The following is a 22956-nucleotide window of genomic DNA, read 5'->3' on the forward strand; positions in this document are numbered from 1 at the left end:
AGGACATCTGATGCGATTGCGCAAGCCCGCCCTCATTGCAATCGTGGTGCTGGCCGCGCTGCTCGCACTGGCCTACACCCAGCGCCTGTACCTGCTGCAGTATTCGCTCGGCTGGTACACCGACATCGTCAACCCGCGCGAGCCCAATCGGCCGGTGCCCTGGGAGGCGGGGCCGGCCAGCGCCAGCCTGCCGCCGGCACAGCGCCCGCCCAACATCATCGTCATCATGGCCGACGACCTGGGCATCAACGATGTCACGACCCATGGCGGCGGCCGCGCGGCCGAGGGCGTGCCGACGCCGCATATCGACAGCATCGCCCGCGATGGCGTGCGCTTCGATCAGGGCTATGCCGGCAGCGCCGTGTGCACGGTGTCGCGCGCGGCGCTGATGACAGGCCGCTACCCCTGGCGCTTCGGCGTCGAGTTCACGCCGACGCCCGGGGCCATGGCGCGCGTGGCCGGCGCGCTCTACGCCGACCCGGCACGCATCCATGCGGTCATCGTCGATCACGACAAGGCCGGCCAGGCCAAGGACTTCAACGAGCTCGGCCTGCCGGCCGCGGAGCAGACGGTGGCCGAGTTGCTCAAGCCGCGCGGCTATCACACCATGCACATCGGCAAATGGCATCTGGGCAGCACGCCGGAGATGCGGCCCAACCAGCAGGGTTTCGACGAGAGCCTGTTCATGGAGAGCGGCCTGTACCTGCCCGAGAACGACGCCCGCGTCGTCAACGCCAAGCAGGACTTCGACCCGATCGACAAGTTCCTCTGGCCGAATATGCGTTTCGGTGTCAGCTACAACGGCGGCAAATGGTTCGAGCCGAACAAGTACCTCACCGACTATTTCACCGACGAGGCGGTGACGGCGATACGGCGCAACAAGCACCGCCCCTTCTTCCTGTTCCTCGCCCACTGGGGCGTGCACACGCCGCTGCAGGCCAGCAAGGCCGACTACGACGCGCTGCCCAACATCCCCGACCACCGCCGCCGCGTCTATGCGGCCATGGTGCGCTCGGTGGACCGCAGCGTCGGCCGCGTGCTGCAGGCGCTGAAGGACGAGGGCCTGGACGACAACACGCTGGTCATCTTCACCAGCGACAACGGCGCGCCGGGCTATATCGGCATTCCCGACGTCAACAAGCCCTTTCGCGGCTGGAAGCTGACGATGTTCCAGGGCGGCCTGCGCGTGCCCTACGCGGCCAAATGGCCGGCGCGCATGCCGGCCGGCCAGCGCTATGCACAGCCGATCTCCAATATCGACATCCTGCCCACCGTCCTGGCCGCGGCGGGGGGGCAGCTGCCGACCGACCGGCCCATGGACGGAGTCAACCTGCTGCCCTTTCTGCAGGCCCGGCCGACCGCCACGCAGGCGCCACGCCCGCTGTTCTGGCGCGACGGCCCCTACCGCGCGGTGCAGGACGGCGGCTGGAAGCTGATCAGCGCCGAACGGCCGAAGAAGCAATGGCTGTTCGACCTGCGGCGCGACCCGACCGAGCAGCACAATCTGGCGGCCGATCAGCCGCTGCAGCTGGCCCGGCTACAGGCGCTGATGACAGCCCACCACGCGAGCATGCCGCCGCCGCTGTGGCCCTCCTTCATCGAGATGCCGATCAGCATAGACAAGACCTTGGACCAGAAGCCGCTGCCCCAGGATGAATACACCTACTGGTACAACTAGGCTGCTCTGGCTCGGCCTCGGCGCGCTGCTGCTGGTGACGCTGGCCACCTGGCTGGCCGCTCGGTCGGCACCGGCGGCACGAACCGAGCGACTCCACTGCGCGCTGCCGGCGCAGCCCGCCAATGCGCCCCATCCGGGCATGGTCTGGGTGCCGGCCGGCAGTTTCGAGATGGGCGACACCGTCTATGCCGAAGAGCAGCCACGCCGGGCGGTAAGCGTCGAGGGCTTCTGGATGGACCGCACCGAGGTCAGCAATGCCGAGTTCGCCCGCTTTGTGGCCGCAACCGGCCACGTCACCACCGCCGAACGCGAGGTTGATGCCGCCACCCATCCGGGCCTGCCGCCCGAGCTGCGCCGGCCCGGCGCGGTGGTCTTCATCAGCCCGGCCAAGGTGCAGGGCCGAGACGATGCCAATCAATGGTGGCGTTATGTGGCCGGCGCCAGCTGGCGCCATCCGGGCGGGCCGGGCACCGACATCAAGGGCCGCGACAGCTTCCCTGTGGTGGCCATCAGCCATGCCGACGTCCAGGCCTATGCCCGTTGGAAGGGCCGCCAGCTGCCCACCGAGGCGCAGTGGGAATGGGCCGCCCGCGGCGCCCGCGCCGCGCCGATGCCGGCCCATGAGCAACCGCGCGAGGCCAATACCTGGCAGGGGCCGTTCCCGGTGCTCAATTCCGGCGAGGACGGTTTCATCGGCCTGGCGCCGGTGGGCTGCTATGCCCCCAATGCGCTGGGCCTGTACGACCTGATCGGCAATGTCTGGGAACTGACCGCCGATCCCTACACCACCGCGACCGGCCAGGCACGCCAACGCGTCATCAAGGGCGGTTCCTTCCTCTGCGCGCCCAACTACTGCATGCGCTACCGCGCCGGGGCCCGTCAGCCGCAGGATGAAGATCTGGCCGCCAGCCATCTGGGATTTCGCACCATCCTGCTGGCGCCGGGGCCTTGAGCGTGGTGGCAAGACCTGGTCCCAGGCGCCTCAAGCGCTGGCTGCTTGGCTTGGCGGCGCTGGCTGTGGTGCTGGCCCTGCTGCTTTACGCCAAAGCCGGCGAGCTGCGACTGGGCGCGGAGACCTATCTCTACGGCTACCCGCTGGTGATGATGGACCTGACCCGCGCCCATGCGGCGCGCACCCAGGGCCCGGAAAACCGGCTGCTGCGGGTGCGCAGCTTTCCCGGCGCCGGCTTTCGCGATGTCGTGCGGCCCAATGTGGACACGCTGTACACCACCGCCTTCATCGACATGGCGCAGGGGCCCTGGGTGTTCGAGATGCCGCCGAACACCCTGCGCTACGAGCTGATGCCCTTCATGGACGCCTGGACGAATGTGTTCGCCGCGCCCGGCACACGCCTGAATGGCGGCCAGGGCGCCAGACTGCTGCTGGCCGGGGCCGACTGGCAGGGCGAGGTGCCGCCCGGGCTGAGCCTGGTGCGCGCGCCGACGCGTATCGTCTGGCTGATTGGCCGCACTCAGACCCGGGGCGAGGCCGATTACCCACCGGTGCACCGGCTCCAGGAGGGTCTGACGCTGCGCCACCTGGCCGATTGGCAGACCGGGCGTACTGCGGCCGAACCGGCCTGGAAGGCCGAGCCCACATCGTCACCGCCGATAGTCCAGATGCGGGCCATGGCCACGACGGAGTTCTTCGCCCGGCTGGCGAGGCTGATGGTGGACAACCCGCCGGCCACCGAAGACACACCGATGCTGCAGAAACTGGCACGGCTGGGCATTGCACCTGGACGGGCGCCCGACTGGACGCCGCCGCAGCGCGCCACGATGGTGCTGGCCCGCTGGCTGGCCGAGCGCCGCGTGGCCCGTGAACTGGCCTCGCCGCATGGTCTCGTCAACGGCTGGTCAACGCCGCCGGCCCTGCTGGGGCGCTATGGTCAGGACTACAACACCCGCGCGGTGGTGGCCATGGTGGGCCTGGGCGCCAATCTGCCGGCCGATGCGATGTACCCCAGCGCCCGCGTCGATGGCCAGGGCAGGCCGCTGAACGGCAGCCGGCGCTACCGGCTGCACTTCAGGGCCGGCGCGCTTCCGCCGGTGCGGGCCTTCTGGTCCGTCACCGCCTATGGCGCCGACGACTTCCTGATCGCCAACGCGCCGCGGCGCCATGCACTGGGCGACCGCGATCCGCTGGTCTTCAACGCCGACGGCTCGCTCGATCTGTGGCTGCAGGCCGAGGCACCAACCCAGGCGCCAATCAGCAATTGGTTGCCGGTGCGCCGGGGTCAGGACTTTCTGTTGAACGCCAGGCTTTACTGGCCCGCGCCCGAGGCACTGGACGGTCGCTGGACGATGCCGGCGGTCGAGCGCCTGGACTGACTCAATCGCAGTTCGGCACCTCCGGCTTGCTGCCGGGCTTCATGCATTGCTTGTAGTCGCTGGGCAGATTGCCGATCTCGCGCGACTGTCCCGAGGCCAGCGTGAACTGGTCGAAGACCTGGTGGGTGCAGGTGGTGGCCGGCTTGCCGCCCTCGCCATCGACGGTGGTGCAGCGGCTGGTGTAGAGCGCGTAGTTGCACTGGCCGCTCGGGCTGGCGATGCACTGGAACTTGCTCGTGCCGCCACTGCGCTGGAGCTTGGAACTGACGCCGTCGCCGGTGGTGGTGACGTGGATCGCGCAGCCACCAAGGCTGGCGAGGCCGACAAGGACGAGCGCGGCGGCGAGGGTCGGACGGCGGAAAGAAAAGCGCATGAGGATTCCCGGTTGATGCGTTATGAACACCGGGAGCCTACGCAGGCCTGGCAGCAGCGGCCAGGCCTTCACGACGAACTGCAGATCGGCCGGTACAGGCCGGAGCGGCCTGCGCGGCTGGACTTACTTGCCCGCGGGCTTGACCTGCGGACGGCCGGCGGCGGTCGGGTAGGCCGACATCACGCGCGAGGGATCGACCGTGTTCAGGTAGGCGGCGTACTGGCGCTCGGTGCAGTCCAGATTGCGGCCGGCCACAGCCTCGCCCTTGTACTCGCCCTTGTAGTAGACGAACACGAACTCGTTGGCGGCCTGGGGCTTGGCATCGAGCTTGGCGCTGGTCTTGGCGGCGCATTCGCTGCGCAGCGCATAGGCCTCGGGGCTGTCTTTCTGGGCGCCGGTCTGGGCCCAGGAAGCGACGGCCAGAGGAGTCAGGATCACGGCCAGGAGCAAGCTTTTCATCGTTAACCTTTTGCGGTCGGGGTTGATGCCGGCCGGACCATCGCGCGGTGATCCAGGCCAGAACGGTGAGCGAAGCTTAAGCGCGACTGCATGCGATTTCCACCCCTGACTGAGGGTAGGTTCTGCCCTAGTTCCCTCGATCGGGGGGTGGCCCCTGGCGCTGGATCAGATAGTCGGAAATTACGCTGCGGATGTACTCGGCCACCCGACCCGAGCCCGAGGGCCGGGCCAGCGCCTGCACACCACCGGTGACGGCCAGGTAGAACAGCACGGCCAGATCTGTGGCGCTCTTGGCGTCGCCGGTGAGGCGCTTGAACTTGGTTTCGAACAGCTCCATGCGCGCCTCATCCACCTCGACCAGCATGCGCGCCACCTCGGGGTCACGGCGGCCCAGACCGCGCAGGGCCAGCTCGAAGCGCATGTCCTTCAGATCGGCGCCGCCACGGGCCAGGGCCACGTCGAGCAGTTGCACCAGGTCGGCACGGGCATCGTTGCTGGCCTGGGCCTGCAGCTGCGCGTCCTCCTCGAGCTCGCGCTTGCGCCAGCGCTCCAGCACCGCCTTGATCAGGTCGGCATGGTCGGAGAAATGCCAGTAGAAACTGCCGCGGGTGACGCCCAGCTTGTCGGCGATGGCCAGCACCCGGACATTGTCGAAACCACCGTCGACCACGGCGTCGAAGGCGGCATCCAGCCAGTCGTCCCGCGACAGCCGGGAGGACTCTGTGCCCTTGGCGCTGTTGCGGGTCTTGGTGGCGGCGGCTTTCAACGGCTTGGCTGGCATGGATGAGGCCTGGCTGAGACTTGACGCATTGTGGTGAATACCCGAACAAACACAAGTGTATGGTTGCGCTACATTGGATCACAACATACACAGGTGTACTGAACTTTCTGAGGCAATCCCGCCCGGAAGCCCCCGCCCCGCCGCAGGCCCACGACATCGGAGACAAGACAGTGAACCTCACCATGAACCCGGCCCCATCTATTCCAAGGCAACTCCAGGCGCTCAGCGGCGTGATGCTGGCCGTCTGCGCGCTCCAGGTGCAGGCCGGTGAAGGCTACAAGCTGCGCCAGTCTGCTGTGGGCCTGTTCGGCGGTGAGATCGCCGCCGCGGCCGACAACCCGGGCTTCTTCGGCACCGCCGCGCTGACCACGGTGAGCATCTACAAGGTGGTCGACGATGCCGGCAACAATATCGTCGTGCCGGGCCGCGCCGTGCCGCTGCCCACCGGCACGCCGACCCGCGGGGCGGTGCCCGACGGCACTTACACCTTGAACGTGGCACCGGGCAGCATCGCCTTCGACCAGGACCAGACCCAGCTCAATCTGCTGGGTGGCTACATGACGACGAGCACCTATGCCGATGGCCGCTTCGCCTTCGCCATCAATGTGCCGCTGATCAAGCAAAGCCGCAGCTTCGTGCCGGTCCAGGCACTGGGCACCGTATCGCCCACGCCCAATGCGGCCCTGCCGGCGGCCGCGCGCGGTGCAATCGCAGCGGTTGCCACGGCCGTCAACAACCAGGTGCAGGCCGGCGTGGCGGCCCAGGCGGCGAGCCAGAATGTCGACGTCTCCGGCGTCGGTGACACGGAACTGTCGGCGGTCTGGATACGCCATCAGGACCGCCTCAAGGTGGTGGCCGGCATGTCGCTGTACCTGCCCACCGGCAAATATGACAAGGCTCGCGGGCCCAACCCGGGCTTCGGCAACTTCTACACACTGCGCCCCGGCGTGGCCGTGAGCTACTCGCTGAACCCCGGCCACAAGAATGAGGCCTGGGATGCCGGCGTCACCATCGCGGGCCGCGTATCGGTCGGCTTCAACACCACCAACAAGGACACCGACTACCGCAGCGGCAACTTCGTCTATCTGGAAGGCGGCATCGTCAAGGTGATGGGCAACTGGGCCGTCGGCGCCAATGTGCTGACCGTGCAGCAGATCACCGACGACTCCGGCAGCGCGGCACCGGCCGGCGGCAGCCGCTACCAGAACTCCAGCTTCGGCCCCTTCCTGTCCTACAAGCTGCCCGGCAAGGACGCCGGCTTCAACCTGCACTTCAGCCAGAACTTCGCCAGCCGCAATGCGCTGGTGGCACGCGCGCTGCAGCTGCGCTTCATCAAGGCCTGGTAGGCCCGGCCATGGGCTTGAAGCAGTGGTTGATGCCGGCAATCAGTGCTCGTCTGCTGTCGCGCGAGCGCCTGCTGCGGCGTCGCGCCAGCGCCGAGGCCGCGCGACGGCGCGCCGGCCAGCCCCATCTGCTGCATTACTTCCATCAGGTCGACGATCCCTACAGCACGCTCGCCGCGGCCTGCCTGCCGGAGCTGCTGGCGCGCTATGACGTGGCGCTGCAAGCCCATGTGGTGGGCCCGCCGCCGGACAGCGCCGCGCCCGAGCGCGAGCGCCTTGTCGCCTACAGCCGCCGCGACGCGCAGCTGCTGGCCCGGCGCTGGGGCCTGGACTTCAACGATCCCGGCCAGCAGCCCACGCCGCAGCGGATGGCTCTGACCACCGCCCTGCTGGTGAGTGCCGCGCAGCAAGGCCTGTTCGTCGAGCTCGCCGGGCCGCTGTCGGTGGCACTGTGGCGTGGCACGAGCTTGGAACTGCCGCTGACACCGGCCGCGCCCGAGATCGTGCAAAGGCATCTGGCAGAGTCTGATGCGCTGCGCCAGCGCCTGGGCCACTATCTCGGCGCCACCTTCTTCTATGCCGGCGAGTGGTACTGGGGCCTGGACCGTCTGCACCATCTGGAGCGGCGCCTGCAGGCGCTGGGCGCGGGCCGCGGTGAGGTCCGCGGCCCGCTGTTCCCGCCCGACGCCGATCTGAGCGACGCCGTCGCACTGGACGCGCCGCCGCCGATAGACTTCTTCTTCTCGCTGCGCAGCCCCTACTCGGCCATCGTCGCTCCGCGCGTGTTCGAGCTCGGCCGCCTGACCGGCGCGCCGGTGCGCCTGCGCTACCTGCTGCCGATGGTGATGCGCGGCCTGCCGGTGCCAAAAACCAAGCGCAGCTACATCGCCGCCGACGCGGCCCGCGAGGCTTTCGAGCGCAGCATTCCGTTCGGGCGGCTGAACGATCCGGTCGGTCGGCCCACCGAGCGCGGCCTGGCCCTGATCCCCCATGCCGAGAACCAGGGCCTGGGCCAGCGCTATGTGCTGGCCTTCATGCACGCCGTCTGGGCCCAGGGAGTCGATGCCGGCAGCGAGCGCGGCCTGCGCCGCATCGTCGAGACCGCCGGCCTGTCCTGGGACGGCGCCCGCGCCGCGCTGCAGGACGAGACCTGGCGCGCCAGCGCCGAACGCAACCGCGAGGCGCTGTTCGCGCTGGGCCTGTGGGGCGTGCCCTCGTTCCAGGTCGGCTCGCTGGCGGTCTGGGGCCAGGACCGGCTGGGGCTGGTGCAGCAGGCGCTCCTGGCACCCGCCAAGGGGGTCAGGTGATGCCTCGCCGGCTCCGACACCTGCTGCTGGCACTGCTGGCGGCCTGCGCAGGCGCCGTGGCGGCCCAGCCGCAGCGACCGAACATCGTGCTGCTGCTGGCCGACGACTGGGGTTTCAGCGATGTGGGCGCCTTCGGCGGCGAGATCGCCACCCCCCATCTCGACGAGCTGGCGCGGCGCGGCATGCGCTTCTCGAACTTCCATGTCACCGCCTCCTGCTCGCCGACGCGGGCCATGTTGCTCACCGGGGTGGACAACCACCGCAACGGCGTGGGCAATATGCGCGAGACGATTCCGCAGTCCCATGTCGGCAAGCCCGGCTACCTGAGCGTGCTCGATCGCAATGTCGTCACCGTCGCCAGCCTGCTGCGCGATGGCGGCTACCGCACCTATGTGGCCGGCAAATGGCATGTGGGCAAGGAGCCGCACAACCTGCCCCCAGCGCGCGGCTTCGACCGCTCGCTGGTGCAGGGCGACAGCGGCAGCGACAACTGGGAGACCGGCAAGCGCTACCTGGACCTGACCGACAGGGTCTACTGGTACGAGGACGGCAAGGAGACCGTCATGCCGGCCGACTTCTACTCCTCGCAGTTCTACGTCGACAAGACCATCGAGTACCTGAAGGCCGACGCCGCCCAGGCCAAGCCCTTCTTCGCCTACATCGGCTTCCAGTCCAACCACATTCCGCTCCAGGCGCCGGCCGAGTTCATCGCCAAATACCGCGGCTTCTACAAGAACGGCTGGGCGGCGCTGCGCCAGGCCCGGCGCGACAAGGCCGTGGCCCTGGGCCTGGTACCGGCCAGCACGCAGCTCGCCCCCGTTGCCACCACCACCGACTGGGATGCGCTGAGCGATGCCGACAAGGCCTACCAGGCGCGCCGCATGGAGGTCTATGCGGCGATGGCCGAGGCGATGGACTTCCATGTCGGCCGCCTGGTCGCGCACCTGAAGGCCACGGGCGCCTACGACAACACGGTGTTCCTGTTCCTGTCGGACAACGGCGCCGAGGGCTCCGACCCCTATGCGGTGACCCTGGGCCGCTGGTGGCTGGACCGCAACTACCGGCGCGACATCGACTCGCTGGGCGCCAAGGGCGCCTACACGGTGATTGGCCCAAGCTGGGGCAGCGCCGCCACCTCGCCGCTGAGCACCTACAAGTTCTACGCCGGCGAGGGCGGACTGCGGGTGCCTCTGATCGTGGCCGGGGTGCCGGGCATGCCTGCCAACCGCATCCAGCCGGACTTCACCCATGTCAGCGACATCGTGCCGACGCTGCTTGACCTGGCGGGCGTGGCACGGCCAGGCACCACTTACCAGGGCCGGCCGGTCGAGCCGCTGACCGGCACCAGCCTGCTGCCGGCGCTGACTGGCGCGGCCGGGCCGGTGCATGGACCGGACGAGCCGATCGGCTACGAGCTCTCGGGCAACCAAGCGCTTTTCAAGGGTGATCTGAAGCTGGTGAAGAACCTGCCGCCGCTGGGCGATGGCCAATGGCATCTGTACGACATCCGCCAGGACCCCGGCGAAACCCGCGATCTGCAGCAGCAGCGGCCCGAGGCCTTCCGGGCCATGCAGGCCGACTATGCCGCCTATGCCAAGGCCAATGGCGTGCTGCCCATGCCCGAGGGCTACGAGCCCACGCGGCAGGTGCTGATCAATGCGCTGGTCAACGTCTATGTGCCGCGCCTGGCCCTGCCGGCGCTGGCCCTGCTGGGCCTGATCACACTGCTGATCTGGAAGCTGCGGCGGCGCAGGCGTCAGCGCCCCTCATGAGCGGCTATCTGAGCAGCCCCTGGCCCGCCGAGGACGGCGGCGCGCAGCGGCTGCAGACGGCATCCGGCAGCGCCGGCCTGAACCTGCGCCCCGGCGAGACGCTGGGCTGCGTGACGCGCAACACGCTGCTGTCGACGATGACGGTGCTCGGCGAGCCCGGCGAGGTCTATCTGCTGACGCACTCGGCGCTGCGCGCGCGTCTGGGCCTGGCCACCACGGCCTGCGTCGAGCGCATAGACCCGCTGACCTTGAAGACGCTGGACCGCTCGCCGCGCCTGGCCGGCGGGCCGATGTGGCCGGGCGGCATGGCCCTGCATCGCAACGGCGATCTGTATGTGGTCTACGGCCGCCATGCCCATCGCCTGGACCGCGCCTGCGCGCCGCTGGCCTCGCTGCAGCTGCCGGTCGACCAGCCCTACAACTCTTTCGTGATACTGGACAACGGCCGACTGGTGACCAAGAACCTGTCGGACCGCACACCGGCCCAGCTCAGCGTCATCGATGCCGATACGCTGAAACCGGTCGGCGAGCCGGTGCATGCCCCCGAGCCGTCGATCGCGCGGATCAGCGCCATCGGCAACACGGTCTATCTGGTGGGCACGCGTAGCGTCATGCGCTATCGGTGGGACGAGCCGGCGCAGACCCTGCGGCTCGATGCCGACTGGCGCTTCGATTACATCGGCGACAGCGCGCAGACCTACGGCTGGGACATCGTGCTCGACGGCCGCAACGCCTGGTTCATGGACAACGGCCAGCATCGCTACCTGTACAAGATGGTCGGCTCCGGCGTCGGCCGCACGGCCAACCGACTGCTGCGCGTGTCGATGAGCGACGCCCGCGACCACCAGGCCTTGCCGGTCAGCGGCCTGGCCGGCGGCAGCATCACCAACCCACCGCTGTACGACGCGCGGCGGCGCATCGTCGTCGGCCACGACGCGGCCAACCGCGTGCTGCGCGCCTGGCGCCTGGAGGCGGACGACCGCACGCTGACACCGCTGTGGCAGAAAGCGCCGTTCGGCATGGCCAGCCACGCTCTGCTCTACCCCGACAGCGGCGAGCTGGTCGTCAATGACTACCGGCGCGGCGGTGAGGAGGTGGTGGTGCTGGACATTGCCAGCGGCCATGAACTCGGCCGCGTGCGCAGCGGCGGTCTGACCCAGGGCGTGGTCTTTCCCAGCCCGGGCTGGAGCCGCGACTGCTACTGGTCGTCGATGGGCCGGCTGGCCCGTATCTTTGTGCAATGAACAACGAAACAGGGGCGGACATGGGCAAGACGATTCTGATCACCGGCGCCGGCAGCGGCATCGGCCGCGACGCCGCCTTCGCGCTGGCCGCGCGCGGCCATGCGGTCATCGCCACCACCTTCAGCGAAGCCCAGGCCGAGGCGCTGCGGGCTGAATGCACGATGCGCAGGCAGCCGCTGCAGGTCTTCAAGCTCGACATCACCGACGCCACCGACCGCGAGCGCCTGCGCGGGCTGGAGCTGGACGTGCTGATCAACAACGCCGCCGTCGGAGAGTCGGGCTCACTGGCCGAGGTTGATGTGGACCGCATCCGCCGCCTGTTCGAGGTCAATGTGTTCGCCACGCTGGAGCTGACCCAGCTCGCGCTGGCCGGCATGATTACGCGCAGCCGCGGCACGGTGCTGTTCATCAGCTCGATCGCCGGGCGCGTGCCCATGCCCTTCCTGATGCCCTATTCGATGAGCAAGTTCGCGCTGTCGGCGGCCGGCGCCGGCCTGCGCGCCGAGCTGGACCAGCTGGGCTGCGGCGTGCAGGTGGCGCTGATCGAACCGGGCGCCATCCACACCGGCTTCAACCAGGCGATGACGGCCAGCAAGTACGCCTGGATGGGGCCGCAATCCTATTTCCATGACCAGGCCGAGCAGCTCAAGGCCCGCGAGGCCCGCGTGTTCAAGCTGCTGGAGGCGCGCAGCACCGATTCGATCGTGAGGCAGATCGTCAAGGCCGCCGAGGCACGGCGGCCGCGGCTGCGCTATGTGGCGCCCTGGATACAGGGTCTGTTCGTCCGGCTGGCGCGCATCTTCGGCGCCTGATATCAAGGAATACAAGATGAGCAAGACTCGACGTCGACTGATGGGCCTGTTGATCGTCCTGATGCTGCTGGGCACCGCGGCCTACGCGCTGCGCGCGCGCCTCGCCATGGCATTGGCCGGGCCACTGGCCGTCGAGCGCCTGAGCGCCGACATCCAGGCCACCTTGCCCGACGGCCTGCACGTGGGCCTGTGCGGCGCCGGTTCGCCCTTCCCCGACGAGCTGCGCTCCGGCCCCTGTACCGTGGTGCTGGCCGGCCAGCGGCTGTTCGTCTTCGATGCCGGCAATGCCAGCGCGCGCAATATCGCCAAGCTGGGCTTCAACCCGGGCCGCATCGAGGCGCTGTTCCTGACGCACTTCCACTCCGACCATATCGACGGCCTGGGCGAGTTGCTGCTGCAGCGCTGGGTCTCGGCCTCGAACCGCGAGCCGCTGCCCGTACATGGCCCGGACGGCGTGGCGCCGCTGCTGGCCGGCCTGATGCAGACCTATGCGCCGGACCGCCAGTACCGCGTGGCCCACCATGGCGACGCCATCATGCCGGCCAGCGGCTTCGGTGGGCGCGCCATGCCCTTCGCGCTGCAGGGCGAGGCGCCGCAGGTGCTGTTGAAGGACGGCGAACTGGAGATCAGTGCCTTCGCCGTCAATCACGCGCCGATTCATCCGGCCGTCGGCTACCGCATCCGCTACAAGGGCCGCAGCGTCGTGCTAAGCGGCGACACCGTCAAGTCCGCGGCGGTGCAGAGTGCCGCCGCGGATGCCGACCTGCTGGTGCACGAGGCGCTGTCGCTGCCGCTGATGGCCCTGTTGCAGCAGGCCGCCGGCCAGGCCGGCCGCGCCAATCTGAAGCAGATCTTCAAGGACATCGAGAACTACCACGCCACGCCCGAGCAGGCCGCAGAGACCGCCCGTGACGCCAGGGTCGGCTATCTGCTGCTCAACCACATCGTGCCCACCTTGCCACCACTGCCTGGCATGGAAGCTGCCTTCCTGGGCGATGCGCCGAGCATCTTCAGCGGCCCGCTGCGCGTCGGCGTGGACGGCGACTTCATCAGCTTGCCGGCAGGCTCCAAGGCGATCAGCGCCAGCCGCCGTTTCTAGAGGTCCAGCGATGCGAACCCTGCCCACCGTCAACAAGGTCCTGCGCACCCCGCCCGAGCGCTTCGCCGGGCTGAACGACTTTCCGTACGAGCCGCACTACACCGAGGTCGGCGGCCTGCGCATCGCGCACGTCGACGCCGGGCCGCGCGATGCACCGCTGGTGCTCCTGATGCATGGAGAGCCCACCTGGTCCTACCTCTACCGCAAGATGATTCCGGTGCTGGTCAACGCCGGCTATCGCGTGATCGCACCCGACCTGGTCGGCTTCGGCCGCTCCGACAAGCCTGCCCGCAAGGCCGACTACAGTTACAACAACCATGTGCAATGGATGTGCGCCTGGATGGAGGCGCTGGACCTGCGTGGCATGACGCTGTTCTGCCAGGACTGGGGCTCGCTGATCGGGTTGCGCATGGTGGCCGAGGCCCCGCAGCGCTTCGACCGCGTGGCGCTGGCCAATGGCGGCCTGCCCACCGGCACCGAGCCGGTGCCGCGCGCCTTCCGGCTGTGGCGCGCCTTCGCGCGCTACAGCCCCTGGTTCCCGATCGGCCGCATCGTCAAGACCGGCTGCGCGCTGGGCCTGAGCCCACAGGCCATGGCCGCCTATGACGCGCCGTTCCCGACCCGGCGCCACCGCATCGCCGCACGCCTGTTCCCCGGCTTCGTGCCGACCTCGCCCAAGGACCCTGAACGCGCCAACAACGAGCGCGCCTGGGAGGTGCTGAAGCACTGGGACAAGCCGTTTCTGACCCTGTTCAGCAACCGCGATCCGGTGACCCGCGGCGGGCACAAGATCTTTCACCGGCTGGTGCCGGGCGCCAAGGGTCAGGCCCATTCGGTGACGCGCGGGGCGGGTCACTTTCTGCAGGAGGACAAGGGCACCGAGGTCGCGCTGGCGCTGGTGGCCTTCATGCGCACGGGGCCTTAAGCGCCGGCTTAGCGCCCGCTCAGGCTCTGCGCAAACTCAGCTCGGCGCGCAGGCCGCCTTCAGGCCGGTTGCTCAGGCGCAGCTCGCCGCCCTGGCGCAGGGTCAGGTCACGCGCGATGTATAGACCCAGGCCGCTACCGCCGGTGGCGCGGTTGCGCGAGGACTCGACGCGATAGAAGGGCTGGAACACCGCCTCCAGCTGCGCCTCGGGAATGCCGGGGCCCTGATCGTCGATGCGTAGCAGCACGCGATCGCCCTGCACCGCCACCGTAAGCTCGGCGCGTTCACCGTAGCGCAGCGCATTGCCGAGCAGATTGCCCAGCACGCGGCGCAGCGCCGTCGGCTGCACACAGGCCAGGGCCGGCCCGCCATGTACCGTCAGCGAGTGGCCCTGCTCGACCAGATCGTCGGCCAGCGACTGGGCCAAGGCCAGCACATCCACACTGACCATGGCCTCGCCGGCATGGGCGCCGCGGAACACCTGCAGCACCGACTCGATCAGCGCGTCCATCTCATGGATGTCAGCCACGCAGCGCTGCGCGGCGGGCTCATGGTCCAGCGTCTCCAGACGCAGCCGCATGCGCGTCAGCGGGGTGCGCAAATCGTGCGAGATCGCCGCCACCAGCAGGCCACGCGCCTTGAACTGCTGCTGCAGCTGGCCGGCCATCTGGTTGAACACCTGGGCCGCCTCGCGTACCTCGACCGTGCCCTGGTCTTCGTCCAGCTTCGGTGGCGCGGCGTCGCGCTGCAGCGCCTCGCCCAGGCCGTGGGCGGCGGCCGACAGGCGCCGCATCGGCCGCGACAGCCAGGCCGCACCCAGCCAGGCCGCCAGCGCAATGATCAGCATGCGCACCCCATAGTCCAGGGCCAGCAACCAGCCGGGCAGACCCCGCTCGGCACGGCCGACTTGTGGAGGGGATGGCGGGCCTACGTGCTCGGGCGGCCGCGGCGGGCCATCGGCTCGACCACCCATCGGCGGCAGCGACGGAAAGATCAGAAGGCGCGACCAGGCGGATGGCACTTCACGCGCCGGCCCACCCTCATGCCCAACATCGGGCCGCCCGACCTGCGACATGACCAGCGAGAAGGCCAGGAAATGGCTGCCCACCAGAGTCACCCACAGCAGGATGAACAGGCGCTTGAACAGAGTGTCGCGCCAGCAGCGTTTCAGCCAATTCATGTGCTGACCTTCACGTCGAACAGATAGCCCTCGCCGCGCAAGGTGCGTATCAAGCGCGGCTCGCGCGGCGAGTCGCCGAGCTTCTGGCGCAGCCGCGAAACGGCCAGATCGACGCTTCGGTCATTGACCTCGACGCCGGGCGCCCGGGTCAGCTCGATCAGCTGGTCGCGGCTGAGCACCCGACCGGGGCGTTCGACGAAGGCGCTGAGCAGCCGGAACTCGGCGCTGGACAGTGCCACCACCACCTGCTGCGGCGAGACCAGCTGGCGCAGCAACCGGTCGAACGCCCAGCCCTCGAAGCGCAGCTGGCGCGAGGGCTGTGGTGCGGCACCCTGTGGGGCGCTACCTTTGCCGGCGCGGCGCAGCACGGCATTGATGCGGGCCACCAGCTCGCGTGGCTCGAACGGTTTGCCCAGATAGTCATCGGCGCCCATTTCCAGGCCGACGATGCGGCTGCCCGGGTCGCCCTGGGCGGTCAGCATGATCACCGGCGTGGCGTGCTGCTGGGCGATCCAGCGGCACAGGTCCAGGCCGCTGGCATCGGGCAGCATGATGTCCAGCACGACCAGGTCGAAGGCCGAGGCTCCGAGGATCTGGCGCATCTGCCTGCCATCGGCGGCGACGCTGACCTGCATGCCGAAGCGCTCCAGAAAGGCCTGCAGGCCCTGGCGGATTTCGCTGTCGTCATCGACCACCAGACATCGGATCATCGGCTTCCCTCGTCGCGCATCGGGCGGCAATGCCCACCGACAAGGTGGCGGCACAGACGACCGACAGAGCGCGATTGAACCTGCCGGCTGTTTCGGTGGTATCGCTGGTTTGTGTCGGGTTCGACACATCCAGTCAGTTGGGGCCAGAGCTAAAGGTCTGACCCGCAAGGCGTCCAGCGAGTTGGGGTCAGAGCTAAAGGTCTGACCCGCAAGGTCATTAGTTTGACTCCTTGATCAACCGCCCCTGCGACGGCTGCACCGGCCGCGCGTTCATCGGGTACAGCCGCGAGAAGATATTGATCTGCTGGTTCGACACCTGCACCGGCTGCTTCAACACCATCCACAGCACGCCTTCGCTACAGGGCGGCGTGGTCAGCGAACCCATATAGGTGTAGTAGAGCCGGCTCTCCGGCAGCAGCTGGTTCAGGTCCAAGGTGACCTGGGCCTGCAACAGCTCGTTCTTCTCCAGCGGCAGATTGGCCCAGACGGTCTGTATCAGCGCATGGGTCGAGCCGCGGTCCAGCAGCACGGCGACCACGGCCAGGCGGCCCTCGCTGTCCTTGTGCACCAGGTGAGCGACCATGTCGAACTGGCGGCCATTGATGCGCTCCTCGCTGGGGCGGTGGAAGTGGAACTGCAAGAGCTCGTAGCGCCGGCCCATGATCTGGATCGAATTGCCCTGGGCAACGTTGACCTGTACCGTGTGGCCGTTGTCGATGACCGAGAAGTTGCTGGGCTTGTAGTCGAAGCCTATCGGCTCCAGATCGACGGCAATGCCCTCGCGAATGTCGATCGGGCTCTGGCGCGTGCCGGTGGCGCATTTGTTGAAGTCGGGGCGCAGCTGGCCCCAGCGCTCGGGGCCGCCCTGGCCCTCATACGCCCAATGGATCTCGGCACCATGGCCCGTGGCTGCAGTGGCTGGCTTCGCACCCTTGCGGCCCGAGGGCTCGGCAGCGGCGGCCCCGCCCTTGGTGGTCAGCTGCATCTGGCCCGGGGCGCCATCGGGCTTGGTGCCCAGGCGCTCGGCCAGCTTCATGCGCAGGCTGTCCAGCGATTCATCGGCACCGCGCGAGGCACTGGCGGCCGGCTTGGCCTCGGTGCCGGACTCCTGCTTGGTCTCGGTCTTGATGGCGGCCTTGGCCGGCGCCTTCTTGACCGGCGCCACCGGCTCATTCGCCATGGCAGAGCCCAGCAGCACGCAGCAGGCCAGACTCAACGCAGCGGATCGTATCTCTCGCATCACCTGAACTCCTGGCCCCGCAGCGCCTGGTGGCGCCTCAAGAAACGGGGCTCGTCGGGAGGTTTTCGGCAGGACCGGCCTCCAGCTTGAATCGTGCCGAACGGCAGGTCAATCCCGCGGCAGCTGCGGCTTGACCCAGATCCAGGCCACCAATCCTATGCACATCATGCCCATCGAGGTCAGCGCCAGCTGGATGGCCGAATGCATCACCAGCGGCGCGATCACACCGGCCACCAGGCCGTTGGCGGCGCTGCCTATGCAGGCCTGCAGCGACGAGGCCATGCCGCGCCGGTCCGGCGCCAGATCCAGCACCATCAGGGTCACCACCGGCACCATCAGCGCCCAGCCGAAGGCAAACACGCCGATGGGCAGAAGCGCCCAGGCCGCGTGCGGGGTGAACAGCAGGTTCAGGACCACATTGACGGCCGAGACCAGGATCATGATGACGAAGCCGTGGCGGATCTGGTGGCGGGCCTTGACCCGGCCGGCCAGGCGCCCGCTCAGGAAGGCGCCGGCCATGATGCCGCCGATGGTGATGCAGAAGAACCACCAGAACTGCGTCGGCCCCATATGCAGCAGCTCGCCCAGGAACACCGGTGCCGACAGCACGTAGAGAAACATGCCATTGAACGGTATGCCGCTGGCCATGGCCAGCAGCAGAAAGCGCGGGCTGGAGCACAGCTCCCAGTAGCCGCGCATCAGGTGGCGCACCTCGAAGGGCTGCTTCTGATCGGCATGCAGGGTCTCGGGCAGCAGGCGCCAGTTGGCGATCAGCAGCAGCGCGCCGACCCCGGTCAGGAACCAGAAAATCGAATGCCAGTCGGCATGCACGAACAGAAAGCCGCCAACTATGGGCGCGATGGCCGGCGCCACGCCGAAGAAAATCGTCACCTGGGACATCACCCGCTGCGCATCGGCCGGCGGGAACATGTCACGGATTATGGCTCGCGACACGACGATGCCCGCCCCCGCCGACATGCCCTGCAGCGCGCGGAAGAAGACCAGCTGACCGATGCTGCTGCTCAAAGCGCAGCCCACCGAGGCAAGGGTGAAGATGGCCAGGCCGACTAGCACCACGGGCCGACGGCCCAGGCTGTCGGACAGCGCACCGTGGAACAGATTCATCACGGCAAAACCGAACAGATAGGCCGACAGCGTCTGCTGCATCTCCAGCGGCGTGGCGTTCAGCGCGGCGGCGATGCCGGAAAAGGCGGGCAGATAGGTGTCGATCGAGAACGGGCCGATCATGGCCAGGCAGGCCAGCAGCACGGACAGGGCCCAGCGGGGGGCGCGCCACAGCGTGTTCGCGTTCGGATTCATCTGGCGGCAGTGTAACGGCCGCCCTGCCGCGGGCGGCTGACGAACACATCGCTGCGCGCACGCCCCTAAACTGGGCGACTTTGCCTGCTGGGGGTGCACCACATGACTGAGATTCTGAACATCGGCGTGATCGGCCTGGGCGTGATGGGCCAGCGCATGCTGGAGCGCCTGAAAGGCCACGACCGCCTGCGCCCCACCCTGGTGTGGGACGCCAACGCGCTCGCGCTGCAGCAGACGCTGCAGGCCTATCCGCAGCTGCGCGCCGCCAACAGCGCCGAGGCCCTGCTGGCAACGCCCGGCCTGCACACCGCCTACATCGCCACACCGCCGGCCGCTCACCTGGCGCTGGCCAATGCCGCCTTCGACGCCGACTTGGCGGTGCTGTGCGAAAAGCCGCTGACCACCGATTTCGATGGCGCCCGCCGAACCATCGCGCGGATCACGGCTGAAGGTCGGCGCGACGCGGTCAACTTCTCGCTCGCCTCGTCGCCCGGTCTGCAGGCCTTGAAATCGGCCTGGACGGATGGCTCGCTGGGTGACTGGCAAGGCATCACGATCGAGTTGTCCTTCGCCGCCTGGCCGCGCCCCTGGCAAAGCGGCGCGGGCGCCTGGCTCAGCGAGCGGGTCGAGGGTGGCTTCTCGCGCGAGGTGCTCTCGCACTTCATCTTCGTGCTGCAGCATGTGCTGGGGCCGGCGGAAGTAGTGGCTGCGCAAGCCGCCTACCCGGCCGATGGCCGTCTGGCCGAGACCTCGCTGAAAGCCGAACTGCGTATGCGCGGTGTGCCGGTGCATATCGACGCCGCCGTGCGCGGCGATGTGGCCGATGTGAACCGTGTCACGGTCACCGGCAGCCAGGGCGGGCTGCGACTGCAGGAATGGTTCGGCCTCAGCCAGCGCCTGGGCAACGACGGCGCCTGGGCCCCGGTATCGGCCGCCAGCAGCGACCAATTGCGCCAGCAAAGCCAGCGCTCGCAGCTGGATCACTGGGCCGCCATGGTCGATGGCCAGTCCCATGGCCTGCCCCGCTTTGCCGAGGCGCTGGCCGTGCAGGAGACCATAGAGGCTCTCCTGACAGGAAAATAGTGTGAAGCAAGCCGATAGGCCGGATTCTGTGCACGCCCGGCCTCTTGCGAAGCCGGGTGCGTGACCGTCATTCCTCTTGGCCGGACATCACTGCCCGGCTCGGTGCCACCTACCCGCCAGCTCTGCGAGCCGCATCAACGCTGGCCTACTTGGTGTTGCTGCGCGTAGAGATTGCCCGTTTCACCCGGACTTAACCGGCTCGTCTCTGTTGCTCTAATCCTCACCTCGCGGTGGGCAGCCGTTAGCTGCTACGCTGCTCTATGCAGTCCGGACCTTCCTCCAGTGCCATGTTTCCATGCTTGCACCAGCGACGGTCTGGCTTGCTTCACATCGCCATTATCGCAGGAGCCTAGAGATGAAAGCCGACAACGTCCTTGCCACCATCGGGAACACGCCCCACATTCGCATCAACCGGCTGTTCGGTGACAGCCATCAGGTCTGGGTGAAGTCCGAGCGCAGCAACCCGGGCGGCTCGATCAAGGATCGCATCGCGCTGTCCATGGTCGAGGAGGCAGAGGCCAGCGGCAAGCTGCGGCCCGGCGGCACCATCATCGAGCCGACCTCGGGCAATACCGGCATCGGCCTGGCCATGGTGGCGGCGGTCAAGGGCTACAAAATAGTGCTGGTGATGCCCGACAGCATGTCGATCGAGCGCCGCCGCCTGATGCTGGCCTATGGCGCGAGCTTTGATCTGACGCCCCGCGCGCTGGGCATGAAGGGCTCTATCGCCCGCGCCCAGGAATTGGTCGCCCAGACACCCGGCGCCTGGATGCCGCAGCAATTCGAGAACCCGGCCAATATCGCCATCCACGTGAAGACCACGGCACAGGAAATCCTGCGTGACTTCCCCGATGGCCTGGACGCGCTGATCACCGGCGTGGGCACCGGCGGCCACATCACCGGCTGCGCCCAGGTGCTGAAGGCGGCCTGGCCCAAGCTGAAGGTGTTTGCCGTCGAGCCCAGCGCCAGCCCGGTGATCAGCGGCGGCCAGCCCAGCCCGCACCCGATTCAAGGCATAGGCGCGGGGTTCATCCCGACCAATCTGCACACCGCCCTGCTGGACGGCGTGATCCAGGTCGAGGCCGAGGCAGCCAAGGACTATGCGCGGCGCTGCGCCACCGAAGAGGGCCTGCTGGTGGGCATCTCCAGCGGCGCCACGCTGGCCGCGATCGCGCAGAAGCTGCCCGACCTGCCAGCCGGTGCCACCGTGCTGGGCTTCAACTACGACACCGGCGAGCGCTATCTGTCGATCGAGGGTTTCTTGCCGGCCTGAAGCAGCCACAGCGCATAGAGCAGCACACAGACCGCGTCGAACACCGCCGCGCCATGCAGCCCGGCCAGGGCCGGGTCTTGCCAGGCCAGCATCACCATCACCACCAGGGCCAGCTTCTCGGCCGCGGCGGCGGCCACCACCGGCACGCGCAGCGCCGGGCGGCTGGCGGCGGCGACGATCAGGGCGCCCAGGCACAGCACCAGGGCGCCCCAGTGGCGGGCATAGAACAGGCCGGTGCTGTCACCGACCTTCATGCCCAGGGCGCCCAGGAACTCCGCCGGGCCGAGGAACTGCAGGCCGGCCAGCATGGTGACGATGCCGCTGATGCGCAGAATCAGCGGGAAGCGGCGATCCAGGGTAGCGCTGAACATGTTGTGGTGCTCCTCGGCGCCCGGGTCTCGGGCTGCCGGGATTCTGCGCCCCACCCGGGCGGGCTACAAGACCCGGGGCGGGCGGAAGACTGCCGCGTCGGCATAGAAGCCCGGCGCCTCGTTGCCGGCCCACCAGCCCGGCACACCGAGCACCGGCAGCGGCGCGAAGGGCTTGGCATCGGGCCGCGCGCCGCCGTCTACCCAGACATGGGCGGTGATGGGTTTGCGCGGCCGCACGAGCTTCTCCAGCAGCGCATGGCCGAACAGTTGCAGGCGGGCCTGAGCCCACAGCGGGCGCAGCTGCATGAACAGGCGCTGCCAGTCCCGTTGCCTCAATGCATCGAGCAAGGGTTCAGGCGCTTGCAGCAGAGCAGCGTTCTCATCGAACAGCGTCAGCGCATCACGCACCGCGCCGCGCTGGCTGCCCAAACCCTGGGCGGCGATCTCGGCCGCCTGCAGGGCGTTCAGCCGGCGCTTCAATCCCGGGTGATGCAACCAGATCAGGCCATTGAAGAAATCGTGCAGATTGTCGCGCGTGGGCACGCGACCGGTGTCGAAGATGAAGGCCTCGTAGGCACTGCCCTCCGGCAGCTCGGATTGCGGCACGAACAAGGGCAGATCGAGGTCAGGAGCCTGCGCGTTCAAGGCCTCGGAGACCGAGCTGCCACGCAACAACTGGGCCGCAACCCGCTGGCCCCGCTCGCGATACGGCGCGAGCCAGGGCCGTTCCCAGACTATGCCCTCCAGCATCACCTCCGGCCGCTGCGGGCCTGCTGAGGTTTCTCGCGCAGCACGAACTGGCTGCCGCGGCGGTCCAGCTCGAACAGCTGGGTCGCTTCGATCAGGTCGATCAGCTTGCGGTAACCGTAGTTGCGCGGGTCGAACGAGGCCTGGTTGCCGATCTGCTGACCCACCGAGCCTAGCGCCGACCAACCGTCCTCGCCGGCCGCCGATTCGACCGCATTGCGCAGCAGGCTGACCAGGCGCGCGTCGCGCTTCAGTGCCGTGGCGTCCAGGCGCAGCGGGGGGGGCGGTTCTTGCGCGCTGCTGGCGATGATGTCGGCCATCACCTCGGCCACCGGGTCCACCACCGCAGCGGCCTTGGTCTTCGAGGCCGGTGTCTTGCGGGCGGCAGACTTCTTGGCTGGTGCAGCGGCCGTGGGCTTCTCGGCCGCCATAGCCTCGCGCGGCGCGGCGCTCACCTGGCCCAGGTTCTCCAGATAGAGAAAGCGCGAGCAGGCGTTGACGAAGGGTTCGGGCGTCTTCTTGGCACCAAAGCCATAGACGGTGGCCCCCTTGGCGCGCAGGTGCATGACCAGGGGCGTGAAGTCGGCGTCGGACGAGACGATGCCGAAGGCCTCGGGCCGGTCGGTGTAGAGCAGGTCAAGTGCGTCGATGACCATCACCATATCGGTGGCGTTCTTGCCCTTGCTGTAATCGAACTGCTGGATCGGGCGAATCGCGTACTCGTGCAACGCCGCCTCCCAGCCCTTCAACTCGCTCTTCTTCCAGTTGCCGTAGGCGCGGCGCACATTGGTCACACCACTCTTGGCCAGCTCGGCAAGGATCACGGCTATCTTGCTGCTGGGAGCATTGTCTGCGTCGATCAGCAGGGCGATGCGGTGTTCACGGCCGGGGATTTGGTTCATGGGGTC

Annotated in this window: 22 protein-coding genes and 1 other RNA gene; 12 read left to right on the forward strand and 11 right to left on the reverse strand. The window is 68.3% G+C overall.

Annotated features, from left to right (window positions below; all coding sequences use genetic code 11):
• Nucleotides 1-10: 10 nt before the first annotated feature.
• Genes DES47_RS20725 through DES47_RS20735 form a run of 3 tightly spaced genes read left to right on the forward strand, consistent with a single transcriptional unit; the run spans nt 11 to nt 4009 of the window.
• Nucleotides 11-1678 (forward strand): sulfatase-like hydrolase/transferase, encoded by a 1668-nt coding sequence (locus tag DES47_RS20725; RefSeq protein ID WP_133702637.1) that lies wholly within the window; start codon nt 11-13, stop codon nt 1676-1678.
• A complete protein-coding gene (locus DES47_RS20730; RefSeq protein WP_133702638.1) occupies nt 1653-2630 on the forward strand; it encodes a formylglycine-generating enzyme family protein in 978 nt (325 codons plus the stop codon). The genes DES47_RS20725 and DES47_RS20730 overlap by 26 nt, the downstream gene beginning before the upstream one ends.
• Nucleotides 2631-2635: 5 nt before the next feature.
• Complete coding sequence (locus tag DES47_RS20735) at nt 2636-4009, forward strand: DUF1254 domain-containing protein (protein WP_133702639.1); 1374 nt, start codon at nt 2636-2638, stop codon at nt 4007-4009.
• A gap of 1 nt (nt 4010) precedes the next feature.
• On the opposite strand, the gene DES47_RS20740 is transcribed toward DES47_RS20735, so the two are convergent.
• The 3 genes from DES47_RS20740 to DES47_RS20750 form a co-directional block, all read right to left on the reverse strand.
• The gene (locus tag DES47_RS20740; RefSeq protein WP_133702640.1) at nt 4011-4382 is read right to left on the reverse strand and encodes a hypothetical protein; all 372 of its coding nucleotides are present in this window, start codon (nt 4380-4382) and stop codon (nt 4011-4013) included.
• 123 nt (nt 4383-4505) lie between these two features.
• Nucleotides 4506-4841 (reverse strand): hypothetical protein, encoded by a 336-nt coding sequence (locus DES47_RS20745; protein WP_133702641.1) that lies wholly within the window; start codon nt 4839-4841, stop codon nt 4506-4508.
• Between the two features lie 127 nt (nt 4842-4968).
• Entirely contained in the window at nt 4969-5622 is a 654-nt protein-coding gene (locus tag DES47_RS20750; protein ID WP_133702642.1) for a TetR/AcrR family transcriptional regulator, read from the reverse strand.
• Nucleotides 5623-5792: 170 nt separating this feature from the next.
• Between DES47_RS20750 and DES47_RS20755 the strand changes: the two genes are divergently transcribed.
• The 7 genes from DES47_RS20755 to DES47_RS20785 are packed head-to-tail and all read left to right on the forward strand — an operon-like array spanning nt 5793 to nt 14124.
• Nucleotides 5793-6968: a SphA family protein gene (locus DES47_RS20755; protein ID WP_166652106.1), complete on the forward strand. Its 1176-nt coding sequence runs from the start codon at nt 5793-5795 to the stop codon at nt 6966-6968.
• A gap of 29 nt (nt 6969-6997) precedes the next feature.
• Entirely contained in the window at nt 6998-8272 is a 1275-nt protein-coding gene (locus DES47_RS20760; protein ID WP_243748402.1) for a DsbA family protein, read from the forward strand.
• On the forward strand, nt 8272-10044 hold the full coding sequence (locus DES47_RS20765) for an arylsulfatase (protein ID WP_133702645.1): 1773 nt from the start codon (nt 8272-8274) through the stop codon (nt 10042-10044). The genes DES47_RS20760 and DES47_RS20765 overlap by 1 nt, the downstream gene beginning before the upstream one ends.
• Nucleotides 10041-11288, forward strand: a complete 1248-nt coding sequence (locus tag DES47_RS20770; RefSeq protein ID WP_133702646.1) for a YncE family protein — start codon at nt 10041-10043, stop codon at nt 11286-11288. Before DES47_RS20765 ends, DES47_RS20770 begins: the two co-directional genes overlap by 4 nt.
• Nucleotides 11289-11308: 20 nt before the next feature.
• Entirely contained in the window at nt 11309-12100 is a 792-nt protein-coding gene (locus tag DES47_RS20775; RefSeq protein WP_208115067.1) for an SDR family NAD(P)-dependent oxidoreductase, read from the forward strand.
• Nucleotides 12101-12116: 16 nt separating this feature from the next.
• A complete protein-coding gene (locus tag DES47_RS20780) occupies nt 12117-13199 on the forward strand; it encodes an MBL fold metallo-hydrolase (RefSeq protein WP_133702648.1) in 1083 nt (360 codons plus the stop codon).
• Nucleotides 13200-13209: 10 nt separating this feature from the next.
• Nucleotides 13210-14124, forward strand: coding sequence for a haloalkane dehalogenase (locus DES47_RS20785; RefSeq protein ID WP_133702649.1), 915 nt, complete (start codon nt 13210-13212; stop codon nt 14122-14124).
• Between the two features lie 19 nt (nt 14125-14143).
• Here the strand turns inward: DES47_RS20785 and DES47_RS20790 are convergent, their stop codons facing one another.
• The 4 genes from DES47_RS20790 to DES47_RS20805 form a co-directional block, all read right to left on the reverse strand.
• Entirely contained in the window at nt 14144-15304 is a 1161-nt protein-coding gene (locus tag DES47_RS20790; RefSeq protein ID WP_133702650.1) for an ATP-binding protein, read from the reverse strand.
• Nucleotides 15301-16014 (reverse strand): response regulator, encoded by a 714-nt coding sequence (locus DES47_RS20795; RefSeq protein ID WP_133702651.1) that lies wholly within the window; start codon nt 16012-16014, stop codon nt 15301-15303. The genes DES47_RS20790 and DES47_RS20795 overlap by 4 nt, the downstream gene beginning before the upstream one ends.
• Nucleotides 16015-16231: 217 nt before the next feature.
• A complete protein-coding gene (locus DES47_RS20800; protein WP_133702652.1) occupies nt 16232-17254 on the reverse strand; it encodes a carbonic anhydrase in 1023 nt (340 codons plus the stop codon).
• A 108-nt stretch (nt 17255-17362) separates the two neighbouring features.
• Nucleotides 17363-18574 (reverse strand): multidrug effflux MFS transporter, encoded by a 1212-nt coding sequence (locus tag DES47_RS20805; protein WP_133702653.1) that lies wholly within the window; start codon nt 18572-18574, stop codon nt 17363-17365.
• Between the two features lie 102 nt (nt 18575-18676).
• Between DES47_RS20805 and DES47_RS20810 the strand changes: the two genes are divergently transcribed.
• Entirely contained in the window at nt 18677-19657 is a 981-nt protein-coding gene (locus DES47_RS20810; RefSeq protein WP_133702654.1) for a Gfo/Idh/MocA family protein, read from the forward strand.
• Here the strand turns inward: DES47_RS20810 and rnpB are convergent.
• Nucleotides 19657-19984: RNase P RNA component class A (gene rnpB / locus DES47_RS20815), an RNA gene on the reverse strand. The two genes, DES47_RS20810 and rnpB, sit on opposite strands and share 1 nt — an antisense overlap.
• Before the next feature lie 28 nt (nt 19985-20012).
• On the opposite strand from rnpB, the gene cysK reads away from it, so the two are divergent.
• Nucleotides 20013-20930 (forward strand): cysteine synthase A, encoded by a 918-nt coding sequence (gene cysK / locus DES47_RS20820; protein ID WP_133702655.1) that lies wholly within the window; start codon nt 20013-20015, stop codon nt 20928-20930.
• On the opposite strand, the gene DES47_RS20825 is transcribed toward cysK, so the two are convergent.
• The 3 genes from DES47_RS20825 to DES47_RS20835 all read right to left on the reverse strand — a co-directional run bounded on the left by DES47_RS20825 (nt 20897) and on the right by DES47_RS20835 (nt 22950).
• Nucleotides 20897-21301: a hypothetical protein gene (locus DES47_RS20825; protein ID WP_133702656.1), complete on the reverse strand. Its 405-nt coding sequence runs from the start codon at nt 21299-21301 to the stop codon at nt 20897-20899. The two genes, cysK and DES47_RS20825, sit on opposite strands and share 34 nt — an antisense overlap.
• 63 nt (nt 21302-21364) lie before the next feature.
• Nucleotides 21365-22051: a DUF3025 domain-containing protein gene (locus tag DES47_RS20830; protein ID WP_208115068.1), complete on the reverse strand. Its 687-nt coding sequence runs from the start codon at nt 22049-22051 to the stop codon at nt 21365-21367.
• Nucleotides 22051-22950, reverse strand: a complete 900-nt coding sequence (locus DES47_RS20835; protein ID WP_208115069.1) for an NYN domain-containing protein — start codon at nt 22948-22950, stop codon at nt 22051-22053. Before DES47_RS20835 ends, DES47_RS20830 begins: the two co-directional genes overlap by 1 nt.
• Nucleotides 22951-22956 lie beyond the last annotated feature (6 nt).

It is taken from the genome of Roseateles toxinivorans, from assembly GCF_004362525.1.
Taxonomy (GTDB): Bacteria; Pseudomonadota; Gammaproteobacteria; order Burkholderiales; family Burkholderiaceae_C; genus Paucibacter; species Paucibacter toxinivorans.

Bases quoted from the DNA above. Each gene is read 5' to 3' on its own strand.
- DES47_RS20725 (WP_133702637.1), top strand. From the start codon at position 11: ATGCGATTGCGCAAGCCCGCCCTCATTGCAATCGTGGTGCTGGCCGCG.
- DES47_RS20730 (WP_133702638.1), top strand. From the start codon at position 1,653: ATGAATACACCTACTGGTACAACTAGGCTGCTCTGGCTCGGCCTCGGC.
- DES47_RS20740 (WP_133702640.1), bottom strand. From the start codon at position 4,382: ATGCGCTTTTCTTTCCGCCGTCCGACCCTCGCCGCCGCGCTCGTCCTT.
- DES47_RS20745 (WP_133702641.1), bottom strand. From the start codon at position 4,841: ATGAAAAGCTTGCTCCTGGCCGTGATCCTGACTCCTCTGGCCGTCGCT.
- DES47_RS20750 (WP_133702642.1), bottom strand. From the start codon at position 5,622: ATGCCAGCCAAGCCGTTGAAAGCCGCCGCCACCAAGACCCGCAACAGC.
- DES47_RS20760 (WP_243748402.1), top strand. From the start codon at position 6,998: ATGCCGGCAATCAGTGCTCGTCTGCTGTCGCGCGAGCGCCTGCTGCGG.
- DES47_RS20765 (WP_133702645.1), top strand. From the start codon at position 8,272: ATGCCTCGCCGGCTCCGACACCTGCTGCTGGCACTGCTGGCGGCCTGC.
- DES47_RS20770 (WP_133702646.1), top strand. From the start codon at position 10,041: ATGAGCGGCTATCTGAGCAGCCCCTGGCCCGCCGAGGACGGCGGCGCG.
- DES47_RS20775 (WP_208115067.1), top strand. From the start codon at position 11,309: ATGGGCAAGACGATTCTGATCACCGGCGCCGGCAGCGGCATCGGCCGC.
- DES47_RS20780 (WP_133702648.1), top strand. From the start codon at position 12,117: ATGAGCAAGACTCGACGTCGACTGATGGGCCTGTTGATCGTCCTGATG.
- DES47_RS20785 (WP_133702649.1), top strand. From the start codon at position 13,210: ATGCGAACCCTGCCCACCGTCAACAAGGTCCTGCGCACCCCGCCCGAG.
- DES47_RS20790 (WP_133702650.1), bottom strand. From the start codon at position 15,304: ATGAATTGGCTGAAACGCTGCTGGCGCGACACTCTGTTCAAGCGCCTG.
- DES47_RS20795 (WP_133702651.1), bottom strand. From the start codon at position 16,014: ATGATCCGATGTCTGGTGGTCGATGACGACAGCGAAATCCGCCAGGGC.
- DES47_RS20800 (WP_133702652.1), bottom strand. From the start codon at position 17,254: ATGCGAGAGATACGATCCGCTGCGTTGAGTCTGGCCTGCTGCGTGCTG.
- DES47_RS20805 (WP_133702653.1), bottom strand. From the start codon at position 18,574: ATGAATCCGAACGCGAACACGCTGTGGCGCGCCCCCCGCTGGGCCCTG.
- DES47_RS20810 (WP_133702654.1), top strand. From the start codon at position 18,677: ATGACTGAGATTCTGAACATCGGCGTGATCGGCCTGGGCGTGATGGGC.
- cysK (WP_133702655.1), top strand. From the start codon at position 20,013: ATGAAAGCCGACAACGTCCTTGCCACCATCGGGAACACGCCCCACATT.
- DES47_RS20825 (WP_133702656.1), bottom strand. From the start codon at position 21,301: ATGTTCAGCGCTACCCTGGATCGCCGCTTCCCGCTGATTCTGCGCATC.
- DES47_RS20830 (WP_208115068.1), bottom strand. From the start codon at position 22,051: ATGCTGGAGGGCATAGTCTGGGAACGGCCCTGGCTCGCGCCGTATCGC.
- DES47_RS20835 (WP_208115069.1), bottom strand. From the start codon at position 22,950: ATGAACCAAATCCCCGGCCGTGAACACCGCATCGCCCTGCTGATCGAC.